General features: G+C 72.6%; 14 protein-coding genes. 6 read left to right on the top strand and 8 right to left on the bottom strand.

Annotated features, from left to right (window positions below; translation table 11 throughout):
- Window positions 1–152: 152 nt before the first annotated feature.
- Together Drose_RS12605 and Drose_RS38745 are read right to left on the bottom strand one after the other, a co-directional pair.
- Window positions 153–701: an SPW repeat protein gene (locus Drose_RS12605; protein ID WP_260728361.1), complete on the bottom strand. Its 549-nt coding sequence runs from the start codon at window positions 699–701 to the stop codon at window positions 153–155.
- Window positions 702–1,033: 332 nt separating this feature from the next.
- Window positions 1,034–1,567, bottom strand: a complete 534-nt coding sequence (locus Drose_RS38745; protein ID WP_313900019.1) for a MarR family winged helix-turn-helix transcriptional regulator — start codon at window positions 1,565–1,567, stop codon at window positions 1,034–1,036.
- Between the two features lie 294 nt (window positions 1,568–1,861).
- On the opposite strand from Drose_RS38745, the gene Drose_RS12590 reads away from it, so the two are divergent.
- Window positions 1,862–2,074, top strand: coding sequence for a hypothetical protein (locus Drose_RS12590; RefSeq protein WP_260728360.1), 213 nt, complete (start codon window positions 1,862–1,864; stop codon window positions 2,072–2,074).
- A gap of 73 nt (window positions 2,075–2,147) precedes the next feature.
- Here Drose_RS12590 and Drose_RS12585 read toward each other — a convergent pair whose 3' ends face one another.
- Window positions 2,148–2,612 (bottom strand): SRPBCC family protein, encoded by a 465-nt coding sequence (locus Drose_RS12585; RefSeq protein ID WP_260728359.1) that lies wholly within the window; start codon window positions 2,610–2,612, stop codon window positions 2,148–2,150.
- A gap of 116 nt (window positions 2,613–2,728) precedes the next feature.
- Entirely contained in the window at window positions 2,729–3,136 is a 408-nt protein-coding gene (locus Drose_RS12580; protein ID WP_260728358.1) for a four-helix bundle copper-binding protein, read from the bottom strand.
- 195 nt (window positions 3,137–3,331) lie between these two features.
- Between Drose_RS12580 and Drose_RS12575 the strand changes: the two genes are divergently transcribed.
- The 3 genes from Drose_RS12575 to Drose_RS12565 are packed head-to-tail and all read left to right on the top strand — an operon-like array spanning window position 3,332 to window position 6,527.
- On the top strand, window positions 3,332–4,015 hold the full coding sequence (locus Drose_RS12575) for a TetR/AcrR family transcriptional regulator (RefSeq protein WP_260728357.1): 684 nt from the start codon (window positions 3,332–3,334) through the stop codon (window positions 4,013–4,015).
- Between the two features lie 5 nt (window positions 4,016–4,020).
- Entirely contained in the window at window positions 4,021–4,941 is a 921-nt protein-coding gene (locus tag Drose_RS12570; RefSeq protein WP_260728356.1) for an ABC transporter ATP-binding protein, read from the top strand.
- Window positions 4,938–6,527 (top strand): ABC transporter permease, encoded by a 1,590-nt coding sequence (locus Drose_RS12565; protein WP_260728355.1) that lies wholly within the window; start codon window positions 4,938–4,940, stop codon window positions 6,525–6,527. Before Drose_RS12570 ends, Drose_RS12565 begins: the two co-directional genes overlap by 4 nt.
- Before the next feature lie 107 nt (window positions 6,528–6,634).
- On the opposite strand, the gene Drose_RS12560 is transcribed toward Drose_RS12565, so the two are convergent.
- Window positions 6,635–7,450, bottom strand: coding sequence for a hypothetical protein (locus tag Drose_RS12560; protein ID WP_260728354.1), 816 nt, complete (start codon window positions 7,448–7,450; stop codon window positions 6,635–6,637).
- Window positions 7,451–7,656: 206 nt separating this feature from the next.
- Between Drose_RS12560 and Drose_RS12555 the strand changes: the two genes are divergently transcribed.
- Together Drose_RS12555 and Drose_RS12550 are read left to right on the top strand one after the other, a co-directional pair.
- Complete coding sequence (locus Drose_RS12555; RefSeq protein WP_260728353.1) at window positions 7,657–10,293, top strand: MGH1-like glycoside hydrolase domain-containing protein; 2,637 nt, start codon at window positions 7,657–7,659, stop codon at window positions 10,291–10,293.
- The gene (locus Drose_RS12550) at window positions 10,290–12,185 is read left to right on the top strand and encodes an amylo-alpha-1,6-glucosidase (protein ID WP_260728352.1); all 1,896 of its coding nucleotides are present in this window, start codon (window positions 10,290–10,292) and stop codon (window positions 12,183–12,185) included. Before Drose_RS12555 ends, Drose_RS12550 begins: the two co-directional genes overlap by 4 nt.
- A 314-nt stretch (window positions 12,186–12,499) precedes the next feature.
- Here Drose_RS12550 and Drose_RS12545 read toward each other — a convergent pair whose 3' ends face one another.
- From Drose_RS12545 to Drose_RS12535, 3 genes are read right to left on the bottom strand one after another with little or no spacing between them, the layout of a single operon-like run.
- The gene (locus tag Drose_RS12545; RefSeq protein WP_260728351.1) at window positions 12,500–14,131 is read right to left on the bottom strand and encodes a glycoside hydrolase family 10 protein; all 1,632 of its coding nucleotides are present in this window, start codon (window positions 14,129–14,131) and stop codon (window positions 12,500–12,502) included.
- Window positions 14,116–14,358 carry a hypothetical protein gene (locus tag Drose_RS12540; RefSeq protein ID WP_260728350.1) on the bottom strand — a complete coding sequence of 81 codons (243 nt, stop codon included), beginning with the start codon at window positions 14,356–14,358 and terminating at the stop codon, window positions 14,116–14,118. Before Drose_RS12540 ends, Drose_RS12545 begins: the two co-directional genes overlap by 16 nt.
- Window positions 14,355–15,371 carry a proline racemase family protein gene (locus Drose_RS12535; RefSeq protein ID WP_260728349.1) on the bottom strand — a complete coding sequence of 339 codons (1,017 nt, stop codon included), beginning with the start codon at window positions 15,369–15,371 and terminating at the stop codon, window positions 14,355–14,357. The genes Drose_RS12540 and Drose_RS12535 overlap by 4 nt, the downstream gene beginning before the upstream one ends.
- Window positions 15,372–15,436 lie beyond the last annotated feature (65 nt).

Below are 15,436 nucleotides of genomic sequence, written 5' to 3'. Positions count from 1 at the left end.
CGGCTCGAGGCCCGCCGCCCGGCCCGGACGGCACTGTGAGATTCCGACGGTTCGTGGCCCCCGCCGTGGGAGCAGCGCACGCCGCTACGGGTGGGCGCCGCACGTCGGTGGCGCCCACCCGTAGCGGGCGGGCGCCACGACGTCCACCATGCTCACCGCTGACGCGCCAATGTCGATCTGTTGCTCGCCATGGCTGTCGACAACAGCGTCCCCATCGCGGCGAGGCCGAGCAGGACGGTCACACCGCCGGTGACCGCGTTGGTCCAGACGACGCCGGCATTCACCTGCCGGGTCACGAACGGCACGATGATGACCCAGATACCGACCGCCACCATCGCCCAGCTCAGCCGGTACATCCGCGCCGGCGTCCAGGTCAGGCCGAGCGCCATCACGGCCACCAGGACCCCGAGGATCAGATTATTGATCATGACACTCGGCGCCGACGTGTTGAAATGCACGATCCACGGGGAAATGGCCAGCCACGCGCCGGCCAGCAGCACAAGGCCGTCGATGACGGTCGCCTGACTGCTGGCGGTGATCCGCTCGTACCGCTGACGCATCTCGGCGACATCTGGATGTTCGGATATCTCTCTGTATTCGGACACGTCGGACATGACGTACCTCCTGAACCGCATCTGCGTCGTCCTATGCAGTTCTTCAGCTACCCCTCCGACGGCCGGAATGTTCGCCGGCTCGCACATCGGCCGGGGCCGGTGGTACAAAGCGGGTGGTTCAGCGCCGTGAGGCTCGGCCGCCGCACGTCAGCCAGCCGCGTCGCCGGCCGCTGTCGGCACACAAGGGTCCTTCGCCGCCGGGTCCGGCACGGACGTTTCACGTGCGGGTCCAGGATCCGGCGCCGCGGTCCGCCTCGCCCACGGCGTCGCGCGCGGCGCGGCGGGCGGTCGCGAAGGGCCTGCGGCAGGTGCCCGGGTCGCGGTACACCGCCGGTGACGCGGCGATAAGGCGCCGCCGCGGCGATCACGCACCACGGCAAATATTGTCGCCCGGCTCGACGGTCACCGATGCGGCCGGATCAGGCGGTGGCCGGTTCGCCCTCCGCCGGGTCGGCCGCGTCGACCTCGGCGCTGTGCGCGGCCCAGCCGAGCCACCAGTCCTGCTCGCCGACCTCGCCGGCGGCCTCGGCGAACGCCGTCAAGGCCGCCGTCACCGGCGGCTGCCACAGGTCGGCCGTCTCGGCGACCAGTCGCTCCAGGTCGGCACGACGGCGGGCCATCACCTGCTCCACGACGTCGTGACCCGCCCGGGTCAGCCGCACCCGCACGACCCGCCGGTCGGCCGTCGACCGCACCCGGCGGACCAGCCCCTTGCGGATCAGCCGGTCCAGCATGCGGGTGCCGGTCGACGGGTTGACCTGGAGCTCGTCGGCGATGTCGATGCTGCGCTGCGGCCCGCGCACGGCCAGCACGACCAGGGCGCGGAACTGCGGCAGCGTGACCTCACCCGCCACGGCGGCCAGCGACCGGGCCGCGAGCCCGACGAAAGCACGGCTGGCCAGCATCAGCGCCTGCACGGCAACCTCAGTGTTCTGCGGGCGATAAGATTGCATACTGCCATGATTGCATCATCCGGTGCGCCTGCCCGATGGCACCTACCTGAGGTCTGTCGTGGGCCGGCGGCCGGTTGCGGGCTCGCGATCACGAGCGCGGCGGCCGGGCGGGACGCGGAGCACGGCCGCCCCGGTGCTGGGCTGCGGCTCGGTGCCACCGTGGCCGCGACGCCAGGCAAGAGCAATAATTGCACTATGCAAGCATCCGTACCGGCCCGGGCGCGGCACGCGTCCTGATGCCCACCCCTGCGGCCGGAGCAACGCCGTCAGCCGTACAGCGGACCGGAGGACCTCATGACCACACAGCCGACACCGGCCCCACGCCGCTCGCGCAGCCGGCCACGGGCGCACGAACAGGTCGAGCATCTCGCCGTGTCCGAATTCGACTGGATCGGCGCACCCATCACGGCGGTCGTGGACGCGGTGTGCCGCCTCGCCCGGCACGTCGTCCACCCCGGCCGGCGGGGCAGGCGGTCGCGGGAGTACCGGCTGCCCGTGTGGTGGTGACCGCCGCGTCCGCGCGCGAACCCCGCCCCGGCAAGCCGGCCGGAGCGGGTTCGCGCGCTTCGGGCCGGACGGGCTACCTGCCCGGGGGTGGAACGTCGCCGCGTTGCGCCCCCGTGGCGGAGTTTCGCTTCTCGACGAACTCCTTGAACCGCTTGGTGTCCGCCTTCACCTGAAGGTCGTCGGCACCGACCGCGCTGCCCGCCTTCTCGGTGATGCCTTCCGGCTGCCAGTCCAGTTGGACGGTGACGCGGGTGTCCCGCTCCCCGAGGGGCTGGAAGTTCACCGCGCCGGCATGTCTGGTGTCACCGCCGACGCTCTTCCACGCGATCCGCTGGTCGGGACGCCGTTCGGTGATCTCGGCGTCGAACTCGCGGCGGACGCCGCCGATCCTGGTCACCCAGTGCGTGTGCCGGTCGTCGACCTGTCTGATCGACTCGACGCCGCTCATGAACTGCGGGAACGACTCGAACTGTGTCCACTGTTCGTACGCGGTGTGCACCGGGACGTGGACGTCTACGGACTCTGTGACCGTGCTCATCGCAGCCTCCTTCGCAGCACTTCGGACCGCAAGATGTGCCCGCCGGTTCGGCAGAATAACGGCGGTGCTGGTCAAGATTCCGATCGACATTCCGATCGACGAGGCGTGAACGCGCGCTAACCGTGCAGTCCGCGCAGGATCGCCCGGCACGCCTCCGCGCACCGCGACGTCGCCTGCGAGCAGATCCGGCAGTGATCGTGATGGTGGGCGTGCCGGCCGCACAGCTCGGCGCTGTGCTCGCACGCCGCCACGCACGCCTCCAGCAGCGAACCCAGCAACGCGGCATCGGCGCCGCGACTGACCACCCGGCGGGCCGCCGCCACCACGTCCGCACAGTTCAGGTCCCGGATGATCGCGTCCTGCAGCACCCGCACGTCGTCCTCGGCGACCATGGCGGCCGCGCAGGCGGTGGCGGCCTCCTCGCACGCCGCCATCGCATCGATCACGCTCGCCAACTGCTCACTGCTCACCTGCGGACGAAAACTCACGGCGAGCGTGTCGAGCAGCTCCCGGGTCTGCGACATGGCGATCCTCCCGACGTCAGGTAGGGCGACCGCACGCATCTACCACGGCACGGCCGCCGCAAACCTCCGCCCGGCGCGTTCCCGGTGTCCCGGTGTTCCCGCCGTCACAGGCGTCTTGCGGCCGGGCTATACGAGCGTATAGTCAGCTACCGGGCCGCATAGCTCGCCATACGTTTGCATAGGGAGGTGCGGATCATGAAACGCCCGGTCGGCGATCCGGCATTCGAGGACCTGACCGCTCGGGCACGGATCCGAGACGCCGCGATCCGCCTGTTCGCCGAGCGCGGCATCGACGGCACGACGGTCCGCGACATCACCGAGATGGCCGGCGTGTCACCGGGTCTGCTCCGGCACCATTTCGGCTCCAAGGAGGCGCTGCGCGTGGAGTGCGACGCCTACGCGCTGGACCGGCTCGTGAAGATCAAAGAGGAGCTCTTCCTCGACGGCAAGGTGACCAACCCGACCTTCCTGCCGTCGGTCCATCCCACGATCGTGCTGCTGTACAAGTACGTCACCCGAGCCCTGCTCGACGGCTCGCCCGCCGCCGCGGCCATGTTCGACGACATGGTGACGCTGACCGAGCAGTGGATCAGCACGTACGCGCCGGACGTCACCGAGGACTACCGGGGATTCGCCGCGGTGCTCGTCGGCATGCAGTCCGGGATTCTCGCGATGCACGACCACGTGTCCCGCGCGCTGGGCGCCGACGTCTTCACCACCGAGGGGCACATCCGCATGGCCGGCGCGCTGGCCGACTTCTACTCCCACTCGCTGCTCGATGCCGAGTTCGTCGCCAAGACCCGCGCGGCGATGGCGTCGCTGCGGGCACCCAATCCGCCTACCGCCACGGGGACCGACCCCGCGGCCGAAGGAGCATGAGGAACATGACCGAGGCGATCCGCGCAGACGCACTGGTCAAGACGTTCGGGCGCACCCGTGCGCTCGACGGGCTCGACCTGGCTGTGCAGACCGGGGAAGTGCACGGCTTCCTGGGTCCCAACGGCGCGGGGAAGTCCACCACCATCCGGGTCATGCTCGGGTTGCTGCGCCCGGACGGCGGCGCGGCCCGGCTGCTCGGTGGTGATCCGTGGCGCGACGCCGCGGACCTGCACCGCCGTCTCGCCTACGTGCCCGGCGACGTCACGCTGTGGCCCAACCTGTCCGGCGGCGAGGTGATCGACCTGCTCGGCCGGCTCCGCGGCGGCCTCGACGCCAAGCGCCGCGCCGCACTGCTGGAGCGCTTCGACCTCGACCCGAGCAAGAAGGGCCGGACCTACTCGAAGGGCAACCGGCAGAAGGTCGCCCTCGTCGCCGCCCTCGCCTCCGACGTCGAGCTGCTCATCCTCGACGAGCCCACCTCCGGCCTCGACCCGCTCATGGAGGAGGTCTTCCGCGACTGCGTCGCCGAGGAACGCCGCAACGGCCGCACCGTCCTGCTGTCCAGCCACATCCTGTCCGAGGTCGAGGCGCTCTGCGACCGGGTCACCATCATCCGCGAGGGGCGGGCGGTCGAAACCGGCACGCTCGCCGACATGCGGCACTTGACCCGCACCTCGATCCAGGTCGACCTCGCCGGGCCGGCGACCGGTCTCGACACGCTGCCCGGCGTGCACGACCTGAAGATCCACAACAGCACCGTGCGCTTCGACGTGGACAACAGCGCGCTCGACGCGGTGCTGCGGCAGCTCACGACGCTGGGCGTCCGGAGCCTGACCAGCCAGCCGCCGACCCTCGAAGAGCTGTTCCTGCGCCACTACGACCGGACACAGGCCGACGGAAAGCAGCGGACGGGGGCGGCCCGGTGAACTCACTGACCGGCACGCGCGCCCTGGCACGGCTGGCGCTGCGGCTCGACCGCGTCCGGCTGACCGTGTGGGTGCTCGGGCTCGCGGTGATGCCGATGGGCACCGCGGCCAACTACCTCAAGCTCTACCCGACCGAGGAGGACCTGCGCGCGGTGAGCGGCGTCCTCGCCAACCCGTCACTCGTCGCGCTCAGCGGCCCGCTCCACGACGTGTCGATCGGCGCGCTCACCGCGTGGAAGATCGGCGTGACCGAGTTCATCCTGGTCGGGCTGATGAGCCTGCTGACGGTCGTGCGCCACACCCGGACCGAGGAGGAGACCGGCCGGCTCGAACTCCTCCGCGCCACCGTGATCGGGCGTCACGCGCCGCTCACCGCCGCCCTGCTGGTCACCGGGCTGGCGGACCTGGCCATCGCGGTGCTGATCGCGCTCGGTCTGCTGGCGACCGGACTGCCGGTCGCCGGCTCGGTGGCCTTCGGCCTCGCGACCGGTCTGGTCGGGATACTGTTCGCCGCGATCGCGGCCGCGGCCGCGCAGCTCACCGAGAGCGCTCGGGCGGCCAGCGGCATCGCCGGCGCCGTCCTCGGCGGGACCTACCTGCTGCGCGCCGTCGGCGACACCGGTCCGGCCTGGCTGAGCTGGCTGTCGCCGACCGGCTGGGCGATACACCTGCGCCCGTATGCCGATGAACGGTGGTGGGTCGCCCTGCTGTTCGCCGGGTTCGCGGCCGTCTTCGCCGCGGTCGGCTACACCCTCACCGGTCGCCGGGACGTGGGCGCCGGCCTGCTGCCGGAGCGGCCCGGGCCGGCCACGGCCTCCCCCGCCCTGCGCAGCCCGCTCGCACTGGCCTGGCGGCTGCACCGCGGCCTGCTCCTCGGCTGGACCGTCGGGCTGGCGCTGACCGGGGCCGTCATGGGCGGCGCCGCCGTCGGCATCGGCAACCTGGAGTCGCCGAACCAGCAGCTCACCGACATCCTGAGCCGGATGGGCGGGCGCAACGGCCTCACCGACGCGTTCCTCGCCGCCATCTTCGGCATCACCGGCATGGTCGCCGCCGCCTACACGGTGCAGGCGACGCTGCGGCTGCGCCAGGAGGAGAGCAGCGGGCGGGTCGAGGCGCTGCTGGCGACCCGCGTGGGCCGGCTGCGCTGGGCGGCGAGCCACCTGACGTTCGCGCTGCTGGGCACGGCGCTGCTGCTGGCCGTGGCGGGCGTCGGCGGCGGCCTCGTGTACGGCGCGCAGGTCCACGACGTCGGCGGGCAGGTCGGACGGTTGCTCGGCGCCGCACTCGTGCAGCTACCGGCCGCCTGGGTGCTGGCCGGGCTCGGCACCGCCCTGGTCGGCCTCGCGCCGAGGCTCAGCTCGCTGACCTGGGCCGCGCTCATCGTGTCCGTCCTGCTCTTCGAGCTCGGCGCGCTGTTCGGGCTGAGCCAGTGGGTCGTCGACCTCACCCCGTTCGCGCACGTGCCGAAGGTGCCCGGCTCCGCGTTCACCGTGACGCCGCTGCTGTGGCTCACCGTCGTCGCGGTCGCGCTGGGTGCGGCCGGCCTCGCCGGGCTGCGCCGCCGGGACATGCCGGTGGCGTGACCACGCCCGGATCGAGGGCCGCGCGGGTCGACCCGCGCGGCCCTCGACCGGTGACCGCCCGCAGGTGCGGGGCCGTGGGCGGCGTCCTCAGCCGGTGCTCGCCGGCGTTACGGCGTGACCCGGGCCAGATCGTACGAACGCACCGGCAGCCGCCGCCGTGCTCCCGCGCCGAGGGTGACGGCGAACCCGTGCCGGGCCGCGTGCTCGCGCACGGTGGCGACGTCGAGCGAGCCGTGCCGGTCGACGGTGAGCAGCACCTGCCCGTCCGGCGTGCGGTGCGCCCGATGGAACGACAGCAGCGTGACGGAGGCGGGCACGAACGCCGGGTATCGGCCGCGCGCCGCCGCCTCGTCCCGGTGCTCGACGATGACGAGGTTGCCGACGTGCTCGAAGTCGGCGGCGATGCCGCGGGCCGTCCAGTGCGCCGGCTCCTCGGCCGCTCCGGTCAGGTGCCGGGAGCGGTTCGCCGACGTGATGTAGAGCCAGGGATCACCGGCCAGGTCGAACAGCCCGTTCGACGGGCAGGCGTACCCGGGCGCGATCACCTGCGCGGTGCGCACCCCGCCGTCCACCTGCGACAGGTGCTCCGGCACGCCGGGCGCGGCCGGGCCGCGGAAGCCGAACGGCCCCAGCCGCCACAGGTCGTCCATCAGCCCCCGGACCGCGCCCTCGCCGACCCCGTCCGGCAGGCGCGACCAGTCGAACACCCCGGCGACCCGCGGCCGCGTCGTGGTGACGCTGCCGACCTGGTCCGCCGGGCGCCCCTTCGCGAGGTTCACCCCGCGGACGGCGGCCGCGTCGGGCCGGGTCACCACGGCGTAGAAGTTCCCGAAGGCGGTGGCCACGACCGCGCCTCCGGCCAGCGCCCGGGCGGCGTACGCGACGTCCGCGGCGTCTTCGATGAGAAGTCGTCGAACGGGCATGACGGGCCTCCATCGGGTCGGTGACGCGTGCGGTTCCAACCACGATGGGCCGCGCCAGGACGTTCGGCCGCGGTCGGTCGCCATTACGACATCCGCCCGCGCCGGAACTCCCCCGAACGGTGACGCGCCGGACGCCGGCTCGGCCGCGGCGAAGCTCACGCGGCCGAGGTGAGGCCGCCGCGCGCCGGAAATGATCATCTGGCGACATGACGAATCCCGAGCGGGAGCGGGTGGCGTCCTTCGGGCACCCCGAGGACGGACTGCTCGACGCGAGCCCCTGGTACCTGTGGGGCCCGTACCTCAGCGAGCGCGCCTGGGGCACCGTGCGCGAGGACTACAGCGCCGACGGCACGGCGTGGGAGGCGTTCCCCCACGACCACGCGCGGTCCCGCGCGTACCGGTGGAGCGAGGACGGGCTCGGCGGCATCTGCGACGCCGGGCAGCGGCTGTGCTTCGCGCTCGCGCTGTGGAACGGGCAGGACCCGATCCTCAAGGAGCGCGCCTTCGGGCTGACCGGCAACGAGGGCAACCACGGCGAGGACGCCAAGGAGTACTGGTGGTACCTCGACGCGGTGCCGAGCCACGCCTGGCTGCGCTGGCGCTATCACTACCCGCAGCGGGCCTTCCCGTACGAGCGGCTGGTCACCGAGAACCGCCGCCGATCCCGGCAGGAGCCGGAGTACGAACTGCTCGACACCGGCGTCTTCGACGACGGCCGGTACTGGATCGTCGAGGCCGACTACGCCAAAGCGGACCCGGAGGACGTGCGCATCCGGGTTCGGCTGACCAACGCCGGACCCGAGCCGGCGACGCTCCACGTGCTGCCGACCGTGTGGTACCGCAACACGTGGTCGTGGGAGCCGGACGTGCCGAAGCCGCGCCTGGCCGACGCCGGCGGGTCCGCGATCGGCGTCGAGCACGACGGCCTCGGCCCGCTGGTGCTGCAGGCCGCACCGGCGCCGGACGGCGTGGTCCCGGAGCGGCTGTACTGCGAGAACGAGACCAACGCACAGCGGCTGTTCGGCAGCCCGTCGGTCACGCCGTACCCGAAGGACGGCATCAACGACCACGTCCTGCACGGCGCCGCCACCGTCAACCCGGCCCGGGAGGGCACGAAGGCCGCCTTCTGGTATCGCGTCACGGTGCCGCCGGGCGAGACGGCGGAACTGTCGCTGCGGCTGGCGCCGGCCGCCGACCCGGACGCGTTCGGCCCGGCCTTCGACACGGTCCTCGCCCGGCGGCGCGCGGAGGCCGACGCGTTCTACGCCGCGCTGACCCCACCCGGCACCAGCACCGAGGACGCCATGATCATGCGGCAGGGGTTCGCGGGCATGATCTGGGGCAAGCAGTTCTACCACTACGACGTCGCCCGCTGGCTCGACGGCGACCCGGCACAGCCGGCACCACCGCCGGGCCGGCGGTTCGGGCGCAACGCCGGCTGGCGTCATCTCGACGCCGCCGACATCATGTCCATGCCCGACCCGTGGGAGTATCCGTGGTTCGCCGCGTGGGACTCGGCCTTCCACGCCGTCGCGCTCGCCCATCTCGATCCGGCCTTCGCGAAGTACCAGTTGATCCTGCTGTGCCGCGAGTGGTTCCAGCACCCCAACGGCGCGATCCCCGCCTACGAGTGGGCGTTCGAGGACCTCAACCCTCCGGTGCAGGCGTGGGCCGCGCTCCAGGTGTACGACATCGACGGGCGGCGCGACATCGCCTTCCTCACCCGGGTCTTCGCCAAGCTGCTGCTGAACTTCACCTGGTGGGTCAACCGGGAGGACGCCGAAGGCAACAACCTGTTCGAGGGCGGGTTCCTGGGCCTGGACAACATCGGCCCGATCGACCGCTCCCATCTGCCCGCCGGGTTCACCCTGGAGCAGTCCGACGCGACGGCCTGGATGGCGTTCTACTGCCTGAACCTGCTGGAGATGGCCCGCGAACTGGCCCGGCACGACCCGGCGCTGAGCGACCTCGTCGTCAAGTTCATGGAGCACTTCGCGCTGATCTCGGAGGCGATGCGCGGCAAGGACCTGTGGGACGAGGGCGACGGCTTCTACTACGACGTCCTGCGCGGCGCCGACGGAGCCGCCGAGCCGCTGCGGGTCCGGTCGATGGTGGGCGTGATCCCGCTGTTCGCCACCAAGGCGCTGCGCGAGGAGGACTTCCAGCGGGTGCGCCGGCTCAGCAAGGCGTTCGCGGCGATCCCCGAGCATCACGTGCTGGGCACCGCCGGCGGCGAGCGGTTCGTCAGCGTCGGCGTGGCCGCGCAAGGCCGGGTACGCCGCATCCTGACCCACCTGTTCGACGAGGAGAACTTCCTCTCGCCGTACGGCCTGCGGGCGCTGTCCCGGTGGCACGAGCGGCACCCGTTCAGCGTGCGGGTGCCCGGCGGCACGGCGAGCGTCGGCTACGAGCCGGCGGAGTCGAGCACCGGTATGTTCGGCGGCAACTCGAACTGGCGCGGGCCGCTGTGGATACCGCTGAACTACCTCGTGCTGCGGACGCTGGAGGACTACCACGCGAACCTGGGCGAGTCGGTGAAGGTCGAGTACCCGACCGGTTCCGGACAGCAGCGCACCGCCGGCGAGATCGCCGAGGACCTGCGCCAGCGGCTGCTCTCGCTGTACCGCCGCGGGCCCGACGGGCGCAGACCCGCGTACGGGTGGGTGCGCCACCTTCAGGAAGACCCGCACTGGCGCGACAACCTGCTGTTCTACGAGTACTTCCACGCGGACAACGGCGCCGGGCTCGGCGCGTCGCACCAGACGGGCTGGACCGGGTTGCTGGCCGAACTCGTGGCCCGGCCGACGGCGCAGCGCCCGCCGCGACGGGAGGTGCGGCGGTGATCGCGTTCGGCCGGCAGGTCTGCGGCGACCTCGACCTTGCCTCGTCCCGCGAGTGGCTGGTGACCGACGGCCTCGGCGGGTACGCGATGGGCACGGTCGCCGGCCTGCGCACCCGCCGCTATCACGGACTGCTCGTCGTCGCGTCGCCCGGTGCGGGCTCCCGCCGGCTCGGCCTCGCCGCCCTCGAACCCGTCGTGCGGGTCGGCGAACGGTTGTTCCGGCTCGCCACCGACGAGTGGGCCGGCGGCGCCGTGGATCCCGCGGGCCACGTGTATCTCGCGCATTTCAGCCTCGACCACGGCGTGCCGTGCTGGCGCTGGGACCTCGGCGACGTGGTGCTCCAGCGCGAGATCGCGATGGCGCACGGACGGCCCGCGGTCGGCGTCGTGTTCCGCCTGCTCCGGGCCTCCCGGCCGGTCGGGCTGGACCTGGTGCCGTTGTGCACGTGGCGGGACGCTCACGGCGAGCGCCACGCCGGCGGCGACCCGGAGGTGACCGCGGTCTCCGGCGGCTTCGAGTTCGAGCACGCCTACCGGGTGACCGGCCCGGATTGGCAACCCGGCGGCGACTGGTACCGCGGGGTGTACGCCCGGGAGGAGGCCGCCCGCGGGCTGAACCCGGTCGAGGATCTCTGGGCGGCCGGACGGTTCACCGCCGAACTGGTGCCCGGCGACACCGTCCAGATCACGGCCGCCGCGGCGCCGTTCGACGGCACCCTGCCGGCGGCCGGCGGCCTCGTCACCGCGGCCCGGCGGCGTGCGCGGAAGCTCGGCAGGGACGCCGGCGCCACCGACGCCGTCGGACGGCAGCTCGCGATCGCCGCCGACCAGTTCCTCATCGACACGCCCGCGGGGCCTTCGGCCGTCGCCGGGTACCCCTGGTTCGGGGAGTGGTCGCGCGACCTGATGACCTCCTTCGGGGGGTTGCTGCTGGCCACCAACCGGTACGCCGAAGCCCGGGAGGTCCTGCTGCGGGCCGGCGCGACCGTGTCGGAGGGGATGCTCGCCAATACCGCCGACACCGGAACGCTGGAGTACAACACCGCGGACGCGGCCCTGTGGTTCCTGCACGCCATCGGCCGGTACGTCGACGCCACGGGAGATCTCGACACCGTCGCCGCCCTCGCCGGCAGCATGCAGGACATCCTCGCCCACCACCGGGACGGCACCCGCTACGGCATCGTGGCCGACCCGGCTGACGGCCTGCTCACGCAGGGTTGTCCCGGGTACGCGCTCACCTGGATGGACGCCCGCGTCGACGGCCGGCCCGTCACCGAACGCCGGGGAAAGCCGGTCGAGATCAACGCGCTGTGGATCGAGGGGCTCGCGGTGACCGCCGAACTGTTCGACCGCATCGGCCGGCGGAACGACTGGGGCGCCGCCGCGGAGCGGGCCGCCGCCTCGTTCCGGCGCCGCTTTCCCCGGCCCGACGGACTCGGCCTCTACGACGTCGTCGACGGGCCGGGCGGCGACGATCCCTCCGTCCGCCCGAACCAGTTGCTCGCCGTCGCCCTGCCACACGTGCCGGTCCCGGACCCGCGACCGGTGGAGGTGTGCCGCACCGCGCTGCTCACCTCGGTCGGCCTTCGTTCCCTCGCGCCGGACACGCCCGCCTATCTCGGCCGGCACAACGGCAGCCCGGCCGAGCGGGACCACGCCTATCACCAGGGCACCGTCTGGCCCTGGCTGATCGGGCCGTTCACCGACGCGTCCCGGCGCGTCGGCGCCGGCACCGGCGGCCTGCTGGACGGCCTGGAACTGCACCTCAGCGAATGGGGTCTGGGCTCGGTGTCGGAGACCGCGGAGGGCGACGCGCCGCACACGGCCACCGGCTGCCCGTTCCAAGCCTGGTCGGTCGCGGAGTTCATCCGCGCGCGGCGCAGCGCCCGATGACCGGGCGATGACGGCCGTCGAACCGGTCCGACCCAGCGGGTAGGCCGGAGCGCCGCCGAGCGGCGGCAGGTGGTGCCGGTGCCGGCCACGACCGGCTGACCGGCCGGCGGCTACGAGCCCGAGGTCAGAGGCTGGTGACGGCGCGGGCGCCCGCGCGGCCGGCTCCGGCACGAGCCCCGGGCTTCATACCGGACGTGCCACGCTGCTGATCGAAACCGCCCGGTGGGCGGCCTCGACGCGATCGCACCGAGGCCGCCGGTGAGGGTCCCCGTTCACCGAGGGGACCCTCACGGTCGGAACGTGCTAGATCCTGGCTAGAGCCAGCGGGGCGGGCTGCCCGGGCTCTCGTGCCACAGCCGGTCGAGGGCGGTCACCACGTACGTGTACCGCTTGCCCGGCTCGGCCGTCGCGTCGGTGTACGTCGTGCCGCGCACCGTCGCCACGAGGTGCGCGGCGTCGGCCAGGTCGCAGCCGTTCGGGACGGTCACGCCGTCGAAGCGGTACACGCCGTAGGACGTCACCTGGCCGAACGGGCCGACCCCGCTCGCCGTGTCGTGCCACCGCAGCTCGGCACCCTCGGCGGTCCGCTTCGCCCCGGTGATCACCGGGAACAGCAACGGCTTCGCCGGACCCCACGCGGGCGGGAACGCCGGCCGGCTGCGGTGCTCGGCGGCGAGGATCGTCTCCGCGCCGAGCCGGTTCGCGCGCACCTGCACGGCGCTGAAGTGCACGTCACCGAGGACCTGCGGGTACTGCCGGTTGAGCGTGAGGTGCTTGGAGAGCTCGTTCGGGTCGAACCAGGCGGCCGGCTGGCCGGCGGCGGCGACCTTGTAGTCGGCCTGGCCGATGTAGAGCTGGACGTCGGTGCCGGCGACGACGTCGGCCCACCACGGGACCAGCTTGGCGTAGTCGGCGACGGCGAGGCCGATGTTCCAGTACACCTGCGGCACGATGTAGTCGATCCAGCCCTCCTTCACCCACTTGCGGGTGTCGGCGAAGTTGGCGTCGTAGGACTGGGTGCCGTTGGTGTCGGACCCGAGCGGGTCGGCGGCCTTGTTGCGCCAGATGCCGAACGGGCTGACCCCGAACTTCACCCACGGCTTGGCCGCGTGGACTCGCGCGTCCATCTCCTTGACGAGCAGGTCGATGTTGTTGCGCCGCCAGTCGCCCTTGGTGGCGAAGCCGGCACCGTACCGCGCGAACGCGGCGTCGTCACCGAAGTCCTGCCCGGCCGCGGGGTACGGGTAGAAGTAGTCGTCGAAGTGCACGCCGTCGATGTCGTACTTCGTGACGGCGTCCATGATCGCGTCCTGCACCCAGGCACGCGCCTCGGGGATGCCGGGGTTGAAGTACAGCCGGCCGGCGGCGTTGTTCGCCGGGTACGGCACCGCCCAGTCGGGGTGCTCGCGCAGCGGGTTGTTCTCCGGCAGCTTCGACAGGTCGGTGCCGGCGCCGCCGGGCGCGGGCATGCTCGCCCGGTAGGGGTTGAACCAGGCGTGGAACTCGAGGTTCTGCTCGTGGGCCTTGCTCACCAGGTAGGCGAGCGGGTCCCAGCCGGGGTCCTGGCCGGCGACGCCGGTGAGGTACTGCGACCAGGGCTCCAGCGGTGAGGGCCAGAACGCGTCGGCGTGCGGGCGGACCTGCACGATGACCGCGTTGAAGTTGAGCGACTTGGCGAGGGCCAGCCAGCCGTCGTATTCGGCCTTGAGCTCGGCCTCCGACTTGCCCGGCGCGCTGGGCCAGTCGATGTTGACGACGCTCGCGATCCACATGGCCCGCATCTGGTGCTTGGGGGTCGCCGGGTTCACGGTGCAGGTGCGCGGATCGGTGACCGCGACGGCGGCCGGCTCGGCGGGTGCGGCGACGGCAGCGCCGGTCAGGGCGGCGGCGGCCAGCAGGGTGCCGGCCGTCGCCGCGATGAGCAGACGGGTTACACGGACAGACATGGTGCCACCTCATCCGTGAGGGTGGATGGTGAAATATTCTGACCATTGAATCGCGAACGTTGGCAACTTTCAACGGTCGGCCACCCCCACGCGAACACCACGACCCGCAGCCGGGCCGTGCCGCCGGTCGGGTCCAGCCCGCCGCGCAGCGCCGCCTCGACGGCGGCGACGGCCTCCACCGGCGGCAGCGGCGTGGTGCTCTCCCCGGCGTCGGGGAGGGGGATCATCGCAGGACGAACCCGGGGGTTATCGGGTCGTCCGGGTCCACCACGAAGACGTGTTCCCCGGTCGGGTAGGCCATGCCGGTGATCACCGGCACCACCGTGCCCGCCGGTCCGTCCGCGGGCACCGTCACCCGGGCGGTGAACCGGGACCCGACGATCGAGTCGTGCACCAGGGTCTGCTCCGGCGCCAGCTCGCCACTCGCGGCCAGTGTGGCCACCCGGGCGGCCGTCCCGGACCCGCACGGCGACCGGTCCAGCTCACCGTCCGCGAAGATCGTGACGTTGCGCTGGTACAGCGCGCCGCCGGCCGTGGTCCCCAGCGACTCGTGGAGGATCGTCCCGTACACCCCGCTGAGCCGGTCGTCGTCCGGGTGCCGCGCGACCGGGTGGGCGTCGAGGGCCCACTTCACCTCCCGGCCCAGCGCGATCAGCTCCTGGTGGTGCTCCGGCGTCACCGTCAGCCCGACGGACGCCGCGTCCACCTGCGCGTAGATCGCCCCGCCGTAGCTCACCGCCGCACACACGACGCCCCGCCGCGTGACGACCTCGACCGAGGGGGCGATCAGGTACGACGGCACGCTGACGAAGTCGACGGCGGACACCCGCCCGCCGGACAGGTGCACGCGGGCGGTCACCCGCCCAGACGGCACGTCCATCACCACGTCGGCGGTCCCGTCCACCGGCGCCGCCACCAGCCCCGACCGCACCGCCCACACCCCGAGTGCGATCGTCCCGTGCCCGCACGCCGTGGAGAAGCCGTCCTTGTGCCAGAACAGCACGCCGAGCCGCGCCCCGTCGTCGTCCGGCGGTACGAGGAACCCGCCGTACATGTCCGCGTGCCCGCGCGGCTCGAAGCACAGCACCCGCCGCAGCCCGTCCACCGCCGGATCGTGCATAGCGAACACGCGCCGCTCGGCCACCGTCCGCCCGCGGATCTCCACCGGCGGCTCCGGCACGATCCGGAACGGCTCACCCCCGGTGTGGTAGTCCACCGTCCGGACCCGTCCGATCTCCATGGCCGCATGAGATCACGACCGCGGACGGCGGGACAAGCCGGGTGGGAAAGCGTGGTGACACCCGA

The organism is Dactylosporangium roseum, from assembly GCF_025264685.1.
GTDB lineage: Bacteria > Actinomycetota > Actinomycetes > Mycobacteriales > Micromonosporaceae > Dactylosporangium > Dactylosporangium roseum.
Note: the sequence above shows the minus strand (reverse complement) of the source record. Positions and strands in the feature narration are given on the sequence as shown.